This window comes from Irregularibacter muris (genome assembly GCF_024622505.1).
GTDB classification, from domain to species: domain Bacteria; phylum Bacillota; class Clostridia; order Eubacteriales; family Garciellaceae; genus Irregularibacter; species Irregularibacter muris.
Window position 1 is genome coordinate 167,880 of record NZ_JANKAS010000002.1, and the last position, 13,883, is coordinate 181,762.

General features: G+C 33.4%; 20 protein-coding genes. All 20 read left to right on the plus strand.

Annotated elements, in window-relative coordinates; genetic code table 11:
* Positions 1-11: 11 nt before the first annotated feature.
* Entirely contained in the window at positions 12-1,184 is a 1,173-nt protein-coding gene (locus tag NSA47_RS03125; RefSeq protein ID WP_257529443.1) for a pilus assembly PilX N-terminal domain-containing protein, read from the plus strand.
* Between the two features lie 30 nt (positions 1,185-1,214).
* On the plus strand, positions 1,215-2,294 hold the full coding sequence (gene pilM / locus NSA47_RS03130) for a type IV pilus assembly protein PilM (RefSeq protein WP_257529444.1): 1,080 nt from the start codon (positions 1,215-1,217) through the stop codon (positions 2,292-2,294).
* A gap of 6 nt (positions 2,295-2,300) precedes the next feature.
* The gene (locus NSA47_RS03135; RefSeq protein ID WP_257529445.1) at positions 2,301-2,876 is read left to right on the plus strand and encodes a PilN domain-containing protein; all 576 of its coding nucleotides are present in this window, start codon (positions 2,301-2,303) and stop codon (positions 2,874-2,876) included.
* Entirely contained in the window at positions 2,863-3,582 is a 720-nt protein-coding gene (locus NSA47_RS03140; RefSeq protein WP_257529446.1) for a type 4a pilus biogenesis protein PilO, read from the plus strand. Before NSA47_RS03135 ends, NSA47_RS03140 begins: the two co-directional genes overlap by 14 nt.
* 50 nt (positions 3,583-3,632) lie before the next feature.
* The gene (locus tag NSA47_RS03145; RefSeq protein ID WP_257529447.1) at positions 3,633-4,184 is read left to right on the plus strand and encodes a shikimate kinase; all 552 of its coding nucleotides are present in this window, start codon (positions 3,633-3,635) and stop codon (positions 4,182-4,184) included.
* A gap of 2 nt (positions 4,185-4,186) precedes the next feature.
* Positions 4,187-5,077, plus strand: a complete 891-nt coding sequence (locus NSA47_RS03150) for a TIM barrel protein (RefSeq protein ID WP_257529448.1) — start codon at positions 4,187-4,189, stop codon at positions 5,075-5,077.
* A 45-nt stretch (positions 5,078-5,122) separates the two neighbouring features.
* Positions 5,123-5,551 (plus strand): type II 3-dehydroquinate dehydratase, encoded by a 429-nt coding sequence (gene aroQ, locus NSA47_RS03155; protein ID WP_257529449.1) that lies wholly within the window; start codon positions 5,123-5,125, stop codon positions 5,549-5,551.
* A 52-nt stretch (positions 5,552-5,603) separates the two neighbouring features.
* Positions 5,604-6,161, plus strand: coding sequence for an elongation factor P (efp, locus tag NSA47_RS03160; protein ID WP_257529450.1), 558 nt, complete (start codon positions 5,604-5,606; stop codon positions 6,159-6,161).
* A gap of 66 nt (positions 6,162-6,227) precedes the next feature.
* On the plus strand, positions 6,228-6,629 hold the full coding sequence (locus NSA47_RS03165) for a CD1247 N-terminal domain-containing protein (RefSeq protein WP_257529451.1): 402 nt from the start codon (positions 6,228-6,230) through the stop codon (positions 6,627-6,629).
* Between the two features lie 118 nt (positions 6,630-6,747).
* The gene (gene spoIIIAA, locus NSA47_RS03170) at positions 6,748-7,749 is read left to right on the plus strand and encodes a stage III sporulation protein AA (RefSeq protein ID WP_257529452.1); all 1,002 of its coding nucleotides are present in this window, start codon (positions 6,748-6,750) and stop codon (positions 7,747-7,749) included.
* A 21-nt stretch (positions 7,750-7,770) separates the two neighbouring features.
* Positions 7,771-8,292, plus strand: a complete 522-nt coding sequence (gene spoIIIAB, locus NSA47_RS03175) for a stage III sporulation protein SpoIIIAB (RefSeq protein WP_257529453.1) — start codon at positions 7,771-7,773, stop codon at positions 8,290-8,292.
* 27 nt (positions 8,293-8,319) lie between these two features.
* Positions 8,320-8,517 (plus strand): stage III sporulation protein AC, encoded by a 198-nt coding sequence (spoIIIAC, locus tag NSA47_RS03180; RefSeq protein ID WP_257529454.1) that lies wholly within the window; start codon positions 8,320-8,322, stop codon positions 8,515-8,517.
* A gap of 11 nt (positions 8,518-8,528) precedes the next feature.
* A complete protein-coding gene (gene spoIIIAD, locus NSA47_RS03185) occupies positions 8,529-8,915 on the plus strand; it encodes a stage III sporulation protein AD (RefSeq protein WP_257529455.1) in 387 nt (128 codons plus the stop codon).
* Between the two features lie 13 nt (positions 8,916-8,928).
* Entirely contained in the window at positions 8,929-10,110 is a 1,182-nt protein-coding gene (spoIIIAE, locus tag NSA47_RS03190; protein WP_257529456.1) for a stage III sporulation protein AE, read from the plus strand.
* Between the two features lie 8 nt (positions 10,111-10,118).
* Complete coding sequence (gene spoIIIAF / locus NSA47_RS03195) at positions 10,119-10,766, plus strand: stage III sporulation protein AF (protein ID WP_257529457.1); 648 nt, start codon at positions 10,119-10,121, stop codon at positions 10,764-10,766.
* On the plus strand, positions 10,766-11,353 hold the full coding sequence (gene spoIIIAG, locus NSA47_RS03200; RefSeq protein ID WP_257529458.1) for a stage III sporulation protein AG: 588 nt from the start codon (positions 10,766-10,768) through the stop codon (positions 11,351-11,353). Before spoIIIAF ends, spoIIIAG begins: the two co-directional genes overlap by 1 nt.
* Before the next feature lie 18 nt (positions 11,354-11,371).
* Entirely contained in the window at positions 11,372-11,920 is a 549-nt protein-coding gene (locus NSA47_RS03205; RefSeq protein ID WP_257529459.1) for a SpoIIIAH-like family protein, read from the plus strand.
* A 75-nt stretch (positions 11,921-11,995) separates the two neighbouring features.
* Entirely contained in the window at positions 11,996-12,400 is a 405-nt protein-coding gene (locus NSA47_RS03210; protein ID WP_257529460.1) for an Asp23/Gls24 family envelope stress response protein, read from the plus strand.
* A gap of 120 nt (positions 12,401-12,520) precedes the next feature.
* Positions 12,521-12,925: a transcription antitermination factor NusB gene (nusB, locus tag NSA47_RS03215; RefSeq protein ID WP_257529461.1), complete on the plus strand. Its 405-nt coding sequence runs from the start codon at positions 12,521-12,523 to the stop codon at positions 12,923-12,925.
* Positions 12,925-13,878: a Kae1-like domain-containing protein gene (locus NSA47_RS03220; RefSeq protein ID WP_257529462.1), complete on the plus strand. Its 954-nt coding sequence runs from the start codon at positions 12,925-12,927 to the stop codon at positions 13,876-13,878. The genes nusB and NSA47_RS03220 overlap by 1 nt, the downstream gene beginning before the upstream one ends.
* Positions 13,879-13,883 lie beyond the last annotated feature (5 nt).

Sequence of the window (13,883 nt, forward strand, 5' to 3'; positions counted from 1 at the left end):
GGGGAATGGTTATGCAAAGATTAGCAGACCAATCAGGGGGTATATTGGTATTTACTCTTTTAACAATCACCATATTATCCATACTGGGTTTAGCTCTTTTACCCCTTACAGCTATTGAATATAAAAGCTCTTCCAATTTTTCTACCTTTGAGAAAGCATATTTTTTAGCAGAAGCTGGAGTGGAAGAGACCTTAGCAGAGCTGGAATATAATTGGAATTATAGGAATGAAGGAGAGCGATGGATTAGCTTGGATGATGGGGAGTACAAGGTAAAAATTCAAGGAAGTGGAATGGAGCGTACTATTAAATCTTGGGGTAAGGTGGAAAACATTGTAAGAGCAATTGAGACAAAGGTACAAAGACCTACCCATAGGATAAATCTTCAAAAGTTAAAGGATTATGCGATTTTATCCCAAGGAGACATACATATAGAGGAACTAGGCAATATTTATTCAGAAGAGGGTTATGAAAAAGCTATTTTAGGAAGTTGGGGAAATTTGTATTTTGAATCGGCCCAAGAAGATGGGAAGGCAGACCTGCACATAAAAGGTGAGATTATTCCAAGTTATCCTACAGATCATAACAAAAATATCAATTACCCTAAGAACTTTCCCCCATCTTCCAAGGAGTTAATGGATTTGTCCAATTTTAATATAGAGCAATATATTTCATGGCTAAAAAGGAATTTTGGTGAGGGTCCTGAAAATTCATCGGGTGTCAATAGGGTAGTAGAATTCAAACCAGTTACTTCAAAGGAGGAGAATTTAGAGCTAGATGAGCATCAGATTTCTTCCCCTAGGGAGGATCAAATCATAATAATAAAGAATTATGATAGTGTAACACTAGGAGGACAATTTAATGGATTAATTATTGTTGATCAAGTCGATAATTTAAAGATTAAAAACAAGTCTATTATTAATGGAATGCTGATTTTTACTGGTAATGAGCTAAAAATCACTGAATTTCAAGTAGCGGGTGGTAGCAGTACCATTAATGGGAGCATGATGTGTTTAAATTCTTATATACAAAACGAAAATTGGAAGTTGAAATTAAACCATAATCCTTCCATATTAGCAAAATTAAATGAGTATTTACCTCAAAATTTTGAAAGTAGTGGACAGGGAAAAGGCCTATCAATACATGTTATCCATTGGAAAGAAATAGATAGCCAGGAAGAAAACTAGTCTAGGCTAGAAAGGTGTGGGAGGATAAAAATGAGGAAAACAAACCAAAGCATGGTATTTGATATAGGATCTAAAAATATAAAGGCAGTGATAGGGACGAGTAAGAACCATCAAATAGAAATATATGACTATGAAATTATACCCATTCCTGAAGATTCAGTTTTTGATGGACGTATATTACATAAAACCAAAGTTGCTGAATCTATTGAAGGTTTTCATAGAAAGAAGGGAAAAAGAAAGCATAAGATCATGGTGTCTATTTCCTCCAGCATGACCATATTGCGTAATTTTGATCTTCCTAAAATGGAAGAAGAGGAATTAAAAGAGGCCATCAGATATGAGATGGAACATCTTCTGCCAGAACCTATGGAAAATTATATTGTAGATTTTACGGTGCTAGACGAATACCTTAAGGATATTGAGGATGGAGATAAAGTTCCTATGGTAAAGGTACAGACCGCTGCCTTACCTAGAGCTATTATTATGACTTATATCAATACCTTTGAAAAGGCAGGTCTAAAAATAGATGCAATAGATATACAATGCAATGGTATAGGGAAATTATTCGGCGGGAGAAAAAAATTTATTAAAGATTTCCAAGATGAGGAAACCATAGATAAAAATATAGGAATTATTGATATAGGTCATCAAAATACCACTATTACCATTATAGAATTTGGGAAGGTTTTTCTTTATCGTGTAATAGATAAAGGGGGAAAGGATATTAACCGTATCGTTGCAGATACCCTTGGAATAGATGAGAGAGCTGCCGAGGAATGGAAATCCAATACAAGATTTCTTGATGAAGAGTTCTATAAAGACACACCCCTACCTTTAAAACAGTATTTACAGGATTTACTTATGGAAGTACAGAGGGTTATAGATTTCTCTATATCCAGAAGCACTCAAAAGACATTAGATCGTATTTATTTAATCGGAGGGGGAGCAAAAATACAAAATATTGCTCATTATTTTCAGGAAAACTTAAGAATTGCTACTATTTTAGGCAATAATTACAGAAATATATCTGTAAATGGAAGTGAGACCTCTTTTTCTGAAGATTTATTATACCTATCCAATATTCTTGGAATTTTGTTGAGAAAGGAGTAGATAAGTATGAAAGAAATGAATCTGCTCCCTAAAGAATGTCTCGATGTTAGAGAACAAAAGAAAAAAAGAAAGTTGTATATAGGAGGGGTCACTACATTTATTTTTCTTTTGATGGTCACATACGGTGGTATGTTTTATATGAATTATAAGCTAAATAAAGATATCATTAATATTAATTCAGAAATTCAAGAGTTACAGGCCTTTAAAGAAATTCAGTCTCAGGTTATTTTTGATAAGGAAATACTGCAAAGAAGAAAATCTATATTGAGGAAATTAGAGGTTGAAAGTAAAGATCACTATGCATTTTTTGTTGCATTAAAAAATACTGTGCCTGATGAAATTACTTTAGAAAGCATTAGCCATCCTACTGGAAATCATTATAATTTAACAGCTAAGGCTACAAAGCCAGATAAAATAGCAGATTTTATGATAAATTTGGCAAAGATAAAAGGTGTAAAAGATGTTATGCTTGACCATGTGCAGTACGGAGAGAGTATGGGTGAGGAGAAAAGACAAAGTACAAGTAAATTTTCCATTAACTTCACCTATCAGTTTGGAGGAGATCACAATGAATCTAAGTAAAAGAGAAAAAGTTTTGTTATGTCTCCTCACATTTGTAGTTGTTATAGGAAGTTATATCAATTTTCTAATTCTCCCTAAGCTGGAGGCAATAAAGGAAACGAAAACCACTCTAAAAGAAAAAACAATAGAATTAAATAGTTTACAACAGGCTAGAAAATCGGATAGTCTTAATAAGACGGAGAAACAATTACAAGAGGAAATAGATAAAGTGGAAGAGGCAATCCCAAGTCAAATAAAAATTCCTAGGGTATATTTAGATATTCTATCCATAGTGGAAAAGACAGGAGTACAGCAGGAAAGTCTGAATATGCAAACGGCCTCACTAGAAGGTGAAACTTCTCAAGAAGGGGAGGAAGCAAAGCAAAATATTCAGGATAAATCTGAGCAATTACTCATCATACCCATTGTTCATAAAATCAGGGGGACCTATGGGGAAATCGAAGACTATATTGATTCCATACAAAAATGTGGAAGAAAAATAGATATTATTGAATATGAAATAATTAATTCTAAAGAGGATAAGAATAATCATCAATTATCGGCTTCCTTTATGTTAAAAGCCTATGGATTAGTAAAACAAGGACAGAATTATTCAGAGTTTGTGGATTATAAGTTTTTGAAGGATAATTATGGAAGACCAAATCCTTTTCAGCCTAATTCCACAGCAAAAGATAATGATGCTCAAGATGTTGAAGAACAAGAATAATTTATAAAATAAGGTTGAAGAATATATGCATATGAAAAGATGTGAATAAAATGAAAAGCAACATTTCGCTTATAGGATTTATGGGCACCGGGAAAAGTGCTATCGGTAGGAATATAGCTAGAGAATTAGGATATAAATTCCTTGATACAGATAGATATATCGAGGAATTTATGGGCATGACCATAGCAGAGATTTTTACCACAATGGGGGAAAAATCCTTTAGGGAATTAGAAAATCAAATGTTAAAAAAAATAATAACGAAAAAGAACTGTGTAATTGCCACCGGTGGGGGTATTGTACTGTCAAAGGAAAATAGAGACTTGCTGAAACATACTACCTTTGTAGTATGTCTAAAGGCCACATCAAAAACAATATATTATAGAACCAAAAGAAAGAGCAATAGACCTTTGTTGGGTACTCAAAAGCCATTAAAAAAGATAAATGAATTGCTTAAACAAAGAAAGGGATTATATGATTTTGGAGATATAACTCTCTATACAGACAATTTCAAAATAAATGAATTAACAAAAATGATCATTCATCAATATAATAGATATTCAATAAAAGACAAGACAAAAAATAAAAGTAATGAAAAGGAGTAGATATGAAGATAAAGTTTGGTCCTGCTGGAAACTCTGAGTCCTTTTATAATGAAGGCTATAAATCCTCCGTGGATATGCCTAAGTGGTTAGAAAATAAAGGATTAGGTGCCTATGAGTATTCCTGTACAAAGGGGATAAGATTTAAAGAAGAAACAGGTAGAAAAATCGGTGAACAAGTAAAAAAACATAATATATTTTTAAGTATACACGCTCCTTATTATATAAATTTAGGGAATCCAGACCCTGAAATGAGAGAAAAATCAAAAAAGTATATTCTTGATTCTTTAGTAGCAGCTAAATGGACGGGAGCAAAAAGGGTGGTTTTCCATCCAGGTTCCAGAGGAAAGCTAACAAGAGAAAAGGCTTTTCAAATTGCAAAGAATACTTTTCAAGAAGTGCTAGATTTAGTTTATAAAAATAATCTAGAGGACATTACTCTTTGCCCTGAAACCATGGGAAAAAGAAATCAACTCGGGACCCTAGAGGAAATATTGGAGCTATGTCAATTAGAGGATAATATAATTCCCACCATTGACTTTGGACACATTCATGCTCGTAATGGAGGAAGTTTAAATCACAAACAAGATTTTGATGATACAATAGATATGATTGAGAATGGTATAGGCATAGAAAGAACCAAAGCCATACATATTCATTTTAGTCGTATTGAATTTACTGATGCAGGGGAAAAAAGACATTGGACATATCAGGATAATCAATTTGGTCCCGACTTTGATCCTTTGGCGGAGGTAATTATTGAAAGGGATATGCATCCTATAATCATTTGTGAATCCAAAGGAACAATGGCAGAAGATGCTCTTACCTTCAAGAAAATATATAGAGACGTAAAAGCCAAAAAGAAAAATAATAAAAATTCTACTAATAATTTATAAAATATGGTAATATATTAATGAATTTTTATATTGAGGATGATTCTAATGAAGAAGATTATGGTTTTGCATGGCCCTAATTTAAACCTGTTAGGTTTCAGAAAGCCCCATATATACGGAAAAGAAACATTACAGGATATCAATGGAGAGATTTTAGAAAAATCATCAAAATTAAAAGTAAGGGTAGAAATTTTTCAATTTAATAGTGAAGGCCAATTAATAGAACAAATACATAAGGCACATAATATGTATGATGGCATAATCATTAATCCAGCAGCCTTTACCCATTACAGTTATGCTATACGAGATGCTATAGAGGCTATAGAAATTCCGACTATTGAAGTACATCTTAGCAATATTTATAATAGGGAATGTTTTAGAGCTAAATCAGTGATATCTCCTGTCTGCCTTGGTCAGATTTCGGGCTTAGGTAAAGAAGGATATATTTTGGCATTAGAGAAACTAGCATCTTTATAATAGAATTTATGTTTATAATAGAATTTATGAAAATTACAATGGAGGGATAAGAATGATATCAGCAGGTGATTTTAGAAAAGGGCTAACTTTTGAGATGGATGGTGAGGTGTACTCAATCGTAGATTTCCAACATGTTAAACCAGGTAAAGGAGCTGCCTTTGTTCGTACAAAAATAAAAAACATAAAAACTGGGGGAGCGGTAGAAAAGACTTTTAATCCCAATGATAAGTATCCTAGAGCTCATATCGAAACCAAGGAAATGCAATATTTATACCATGATGGAGAGCTTTACTATTTTATGGATTTGGAAAACTATGAGCAAATTCCATTAAATCAGGACCAAGTAGAGGATGCTGTAAAGTACATCAAAGAAAACATGAATGCTGTCATAAGATTCCATAAAGGACAGGCCTTCTCTGTGGAGCCACCTAATTTCGTTGAACTTGAAGTCATAGAAACTGAACCAGGATTTAAGGGGGACACAGCCACGGGAGCAAATAAACCAGCTACTGTAGAAACAGGTGCCACTATAACCGTACCCCTATTTGTGAATATTGGGGATGTTATTCGTATTGATACTCGAACAGGGGAGTATATGGAAAGAGTTTAGTGGTATAATAGATAAAGTAACCTGTTTTTTAATTTAGAATAAAATTTATCATGAGGAGGGGTTATAATGGATTACATTAACGAAAAGGTAGCCTATTTAAGAGGGTTAGCTGAAGGACTTGGGTTAAATGAATCAACTAATGAGGGAAAGGTTATCTTACATATGGTTGATATACTCGATGACATCTCAGATGTTTTAGAAGGTTTAACTGAGGCCCAAAATGATTTAGAAGATTACATGGAAGTAATTGATGAGGACTTAGCTGAAATTGAAGAAGATTTCTATGATCTTGACGATGAAGATGAAATAGATTTCTGCCAAGTGGAATGTCCCGAGTGTGGGGAGATCGTATTTGTAGATATGGATATGTTAGATGAAGAAAATGCCATTACTTGCCCCAATTGTCAAGAAGAAATGGAAGTAGATTTGACAAGTTGCGAAGATGACGACTGCGAATGTAAAAAATAAGTAAACTCTTTAAAGGAATCCTAAGGGATTCCTTTTTTTATTTCAAAAAAAAATAATTATTATCATAAATTAGCCTGTACGTAAATAGTTATTAATATAGAAAGGGAGGACAACTTATATGAGTTTAGAAAAAAACAAAAGAAAAAATAAAACCTTAGTCAGTATTTATCATGATATATTACCTTCATTATCCCATGAAATCAGGGAATGTATCGAGGAAATAGAAGTAAACTATTTGGAAAAAATTGAGGAGATAAGAATTAGAGAAAATCGTCCTTTGATGATTTCATTTAATAATAAAGATTACTTTGTAACCAAAGAAGGAACTTTGACCAATCATCCCCAGAGAGGATATTTGGTTACTAGAAAAGATAGAGAGAGTATTCTTCAATTAATAAGTGATTATTCCCTATATGCCATTGAAGAAGAATTAAAACATGGTTTTCTTACTTTAAGGGGTGGTCATCGTGTGGGGCTGACGGGAAAAACTGTTTTAGAAAATGGTCATATAAAAACCATTAAATATATATCGGGATTTAATTTTAGAATATCTAGAGAAATAAAAGGGGCTGGAGATAAAGTAATGCCCTATATCAGAGAAAAAACAGGAATACTGCATACTTTAATTATTTCCCCTCCCCAGTGTGGGAAAACAACTCTCCTAAGGGACATTATTAGGCAATTAAGCGATGGAGACCAGAGGCGGGGCATTCCGGGGGTGAAAGTAGGAGTAGTGGATGAACGTTCAGAACTGGCTGGCTGTTATCAAGGTGTACCACAAAATGATATTGGTATTCGCACTGATGTCTTAGATGCCTGTCCTAAGGCCCAGGGGATGATCATGCTTATAAGATCCATGTCCCCAGATATCATAGCCACAGATGAAATAGGATGTAAGGAGGATATGGCAGCAATAGAAGAGGCTTTAAATGCGGGAATAAAAATTATTACCACTGTACATGGAAAAACCCTTGAGGAAATAAAGAGAAAGCCCTTTCTAAAGGAGCTAATACATCAAAAAATCTTTCAAAGAATAATTATTTTAAGTAACGCTAAAGGAGTAGGTACCATCGAAAACATAGTAGATGGAAGTACTTTTAAAGAATTACTTATGAAATAAAAAGATTCACGGAGGAAAAATATGATTGTAAAAATTATTGGTATTATAATACTTCTAACATCCAGTTCACTCCTAGGCTTCGTTATATCCAATAAATATAAAACTAGGGTGAGGGAACTAAAGGAAATTAGAAATCATTTTCAAATGATAGAGACGGAAATTATTTATACAGCAACACCCATTATTGAGGTGATGGATAAAATATCCCAACAGGCCAAAGAACCCTTTAAGGACGTATATAAAAATATAGCCTTAGAACTGCGAAAGAAGGAAGGGGAAAGTTTAGGAAGTATATGGAGAAAAGCCTTTGACGATAAAAAAAATTATACCCGATTAAACAAAGAAGACCTAGAAACCATAATTTTTTTTGGGAATGTATTAGGGACTTCAGATAGGGAAAATCAATTAAAAAACTCTCAACTGATCCAAAGCCAACTAAGTAAATTAGAGGAAATAGCGGAAGAAGAACGTCAAAGAAGCGAAAAATTGTATAAAAATTTAGGCGCTTTGTTGGGACTTGCATTAACCATAATACTAATTTAATGAAATATAAAAGAAGGAGTGGTATGAGTGGATGTAGGAATGATTTTTAAAATTGCAGGAATTGGTATTGTTGTGGCAGTGCTTAATCAAGTCTTAAAAAAGACTGAAAGAGATGAAATGGCTACTATGGTCACATTGACAGGTATTGTGGTGGTTTTAATGATGGTTATTACTATGATCGGACAATTGTTTGATGCAGTAAGGACAATATTTCAATTATATTAGGAGTGCTAAATATGGAAATAATACAAGTTGTTTCCCTAGGGATAATAGCTACAATTTTAGCAGTAATACTTAAAGACGAACGACCTGAATTTTCAATGATGATTGGCTTAGTAGCAGGAGTAATTATATTTTTCATGGTATTAAGTAAAATACAAATCGTTTTAGAGGTATTTAATAAAATTTCTTCAAAAATGAATGTGGATATTTTATATCTTTCTACTATTTTTAAGATTATAGGAATAGCCTATATTACAGAATTCGGCGCCCAAGTATGTAGGGATGCAGGGGAGAGCTCAATTGCCTCTAAAATCGAATTAGGAGGAAAAGTTTTAATAATGGTATTGGCCATTCCGATCCTAATGGCTTTACTAGATTTGATCACCAAAATAATGCCTTGAACAGGAGAAGAATATGAAAAAAATCATATTGATTATGCTAATAATATTATTGGTACCTTCAGTAGTAATGGCACAAGAGGACGGGCATGATGAGAATTTGGATAATGAGCAATTGGTGGATGAAATATTAAATAAAATGGATACTAGTGATCTTGAAGAGATTATCGGGCAAACAAATATGGAAATGAATGAATATCTTCCCCAATTAAATCTCAGAGATTTACTTTCCTCTATAGCTAAAGGAAAGTTTAGCTTCGATATTAAAAGTATTTTTACAGGAATGGCAAAATATTTATTTAATGAAGTGATTAATAATTCTGGATTACTATCCAGATTGGTTTTACTATCTATTGTATGTGCAATTCTTCAAAATTTACAAAATTCATTTGAAAGTAATGCTGTAGGACAGATTGCATTTAACGTTGTATATTTGGTTATTTTGGCCATTGCTATTCAAAGTTTTGCGACAGCAATAGAAATAGGTAAGGAGACCATTGACAGTATGGTAGTTTTTATGCAGGCCCTATTACCTACGTTGATAATTTTATTAACATCTATGGGGGCTTTTGCATCGGCTGCATTGTTTCAGCCTCTGATCACCATCACAATTACAATGCTAAGCACCTTTGTGCAAAATGTTATATTGCCTATGATATTTTTCGCATCTATCCTAACCATAATTAATTATATCAGTGAGAGGGTACAAATTTCTAAATTAGCGGGTTTAATTAAACAAGTTTCTATAGTTTTACTGGGTTTTGCTCTAACTATATTTTTAGGCGTCATGACCATACAAGGTGTATCCTCAGCTTCTTTTGATGGGGTGACGGCTAGAACGGCAAAATATGCTGTGGATAATTTATTACCTATTATTGGAGGGTTTTTATCTGATGCTTTAGATACAATTATCGGGTGTTCCTTGTTAGTAAAAAATGCCATAGGAGTAATTGGTTTAATCTTTTTATTTTTAACAATGGCTTTTCCTATTGTAAAAATATTGGCTTTAATTTTTATTTATAAAGTTTCCAGTGCCATTATACAACCCATAGCCGATGGTAGAATTGTAAATTGTTTAAATGATATGGCAAAATCTTTAACTTTAATATTTGTGTCTGTTGTTGCTGTTGCCATGATGTTTTTTATTGTTATAACTATAATTGTGGGAGCAGGTAATGCTACAGTAATGATGAGGTAGGTGTTTTTATGATAGAAATATTAAGTTCTTGGGTACAAAACATTATCTATATCGTAATATTTGTGGTTTTTTTAGAATTACTATTTCCCGATAATTTTATGCAAAAATATGTAAGAATGGTAAGTGGTTTGTTAATCATAGTTGTGATATTAACACCTATTACTAAATTATTTAGTAAAAATTTTAATGTAGAAAATGCCATATCACAAAACTATGTTGATATGGCACAAATTGAAATTAAAAGCCAACAAGAGGCATTACAATCCCATCAAGAGGATTTGGCGATAAATATCTATAAAGATAAGATTACACAACAAATAAAACAGCAACTATCCAAAAAACTAGAGGGTTTAAGTATAAAAGTAGAGTTAGAGATTTTTGAGGATATCGAGGAGGATAATTATGGTGGAATCAAAGAAGTAACTCTTTATCTAGCGAGATCGAAAGAACAGAAAAAAGATATCAAGACTATAGAAAAAATAGAGATTGGAAAAAATACAGATGAAAGCCAGGGACAAGACAGTAAGAAACAAGATTTAATAGACAAGGAGAAGGAAAAGGAAATAAAAGAGTATTTTTTGGACTTCTATAATGTCCCTATAGAGAATATATCTATTAATATACAAGAAAACATTGGGGAAGAGGGGGAAGAATAATGAAAAACATCCTAAAGGAATACATGGAAAAAATCCAAAAAGGCGATATGAAGAAGAAAATACAATATTTAAGTATTATTGGAGTGGTGGGGATTGCATTGATTTTGACCAGTCCTCTTTTTATAAACAAGAATTCAAAGAATCCCCCAGCCCAGAAAGAAGAGTATAATGAAAGTTTAAAAGAGGACGATTATGAGACAAAGGTAAAGATGGAACTGGAAGGGATATTAGAGACGATTGAAGGGGTAGGAAAGGTAGATGTTATGGTGTCCATTGCCAATGAAAGTGAGTCAGAAATTGCCTTTAACACCACCGAATCCCAAAATGTTATTCAGGAAACGGATAATCAGGGTGGTCAAAGAGTAACCGATCAAAATAATTTATCAGAAACGGCTGTTATGGTTAATGAAGGAGGTGGAAATGCTCCCTTTATAACCAGACAAAATAGACCAGAAATAAAAGGGATTATGGTAGTAGCCGAAGGTGCTCACGATCCGGCAATCAAATACCGATTAGATGAAGCAGTGCAGACAGCATTAGATCTACCTTCACATAAAGTTGTCATATATGCTAGAAAAAATAAATAAAGGGGAGTGGACCATATGATGTTTTTTAGAAAAAAAACTTTTTTGATAGTAGCTTTATCTTTATTATTAGGCGTAGTTGCGGTTTTAAATTATAATTATGTGTTAAAGGATAAAAATGTAGCTCAAGAGGATATATTAGAGAAAGAAGGCCCTATGAATGCAGAATTAGTTAAAGGGAAATCAGAAGAAGATATTATGGCCAATAGCAAGAATATTTCTAAAGAGTTTTTTATTGATTATCGTTTGGAAAGAGACAAAAACAGAAGTCAACACATTGTTTTATTGGAGAATATTGTAGGGAATAAGGAAACGGATAAAGATACGAGAGGCCAAGCACAAAAGGAAATGATAAATCTTGTGAAATTAAGTGAAAAAGAAATGGTAATAGAAAATTTAATTCGAGCAAAGGGATTTAATGATGTAATTGTATTTATACATGATGGATATGTAAATGCTATAGTAGATGCAGAGAATTTATCAGCTGCCCATGCGGCACAAATTCAGGATGTGATCTCAAAGGAAACCGGAATAACCCTTGAAAAAATTTCTATAGCTACAACCAATTAATAAAGGGAATGTTTGTTAATTCAATAGGTTTCTGATATAATATATCCATAGTTAAGCCATTGGAGGTGAACAGTTTTGGAGAAAAGTCTACATAATGAAGGGGAACAATTTGGAAAATTAAATATATCGGATGATGTGTTGAGTACAATTGCCAGTATTGCTGCATCGGAAGTGAAGGGTGTTACTTCTATGAGTGGTGGTATTACTGGTGGAATTGTTGAGATGCTAGGGAAAAAGCCAGTGGGAAAAGGCGTAAAGATTGAAATAGAAGAGGAAAAAGTCAAAGTAGATATTTTCCTTGTAGTGAATTATGGTGTTCGAATACCCGATGTTGCTTGGGAAGTGCAAGAAAACGTAAAGAAGTCTATTGAGGCCATGGCAGGGCTAAAAGTTGCTCAGGTGAACATAAATGTGCAGGGTGTTAACTTTCAAAAAGTTAATCCCAAAGAAGGGGATTTGAAAAGTCAGGAAGAAAAATAAAAAATGCTTAAACCCTCTGATTTTAATCAGAGGGTTTATTTAGGTAAAGAATATTCTAAAACTGACATATAGCTGGCATCTATAGGATAAAATACTTTAATAAAGATAGGAGGGAGAGCATTGAGTAGAAGACGAGTTAGAGAAGTTATTTTGCAGATTATTTTTCAAATAGATTACTATAAAGAGGGCTTTGATGAAAATGCTTTTAATTATATGGAGGAACAAAATATCCCAGAGGAAGAACAGACATACATTAGAGAATTTGTAGAAGACCTCATAAAAAATAAAGAGACTATTGATGAAACCATTGGAAAACATCTAAAAAGTTGGACGATTGGCAGATTAAGTAAAATTGATTTGGCTATTTTAAGAGTTTCTACCTATGAAATGTTATTAAGAGAGGATATTCCTAAAAAAGTATCCATGAATGAAGCTATAGAATTAACAAAAAGGTTTAGTGATGAGGAATCCAGCAAGTTTGTCAATGGAGTTTTAGATTCTATTGCCAATAGTAGAGATGAATAATGGAAGGACTATATCTTGGCTTAGATACAAGTAACTATACTACTTCCATCGCCCTAGTAGACGAGAAGGAACAAGTAGTATTGGATAAAAGGAAAATTATACAAGTGAAAAAAGGTGAACGAGGGATAAGACAGTCGGAGGCAGTCTTTCAACATATCAATAATCTTTCCCAATTAATAGAAGAAATAGAAAATAGTACAATAAATAAGAATATATTAGGGGTATGCTCTAGTACATGTCCAAGACCTACCGAAAAATCCTATATGCCGGTATTTAATGTTTCCAAAACCATGGGACAAGCTATTGCGAAATTTTTAAAAGTTCCTTTTTACAGCACTTCCCATCAAGAGGGTCATATCATGGCAGGAATTTGGTCATCCCAAGGAACTATTGGAGAAAAGTTTATCACAGTACATTTGTCTGGGGGGACTACCGAGATTCTAATGACACAAAGGCAGCAAAAGGGTTTTAGGGAAGAGATTATAGGAGGAAGTCAGGATTTAAATGCAGGGCAATTTATTGATAGAGTAGGAGTGGCTTTGGGGCTTAATTTTCCTAGTGGTCCTGAATTAGAACATTTGGCCATGAAGGGGAGCAAAGGAGGCGTAATCATTCCTTCCTCGGTTTCAGGAAATAAGATAAGTTTTTCAGGACCAGAAACGAAGGCACAAAACTTGATTGCACAAAACTGCAAAGATGAAGATATTGCCTTAGGGGTTATTCACTGTATAGCTAAGTCATTGGAGAAAGTTATCATGAATATTGTAAGCACTACCAAAATCACGGATATTTTATTTGTAGGTGGTGTGGCTTCCAATAAACATATAAAAAATCACTTGGTTACCCGTTTGAAACTTAAAGGAATACAGTTGTATTTTTGCCAGCCACGGTATTCTACCGATAATAGTGTAGGAGTTGCCCTAATGGGAAGAGCACAACATCAAAATAGATAGGAGGG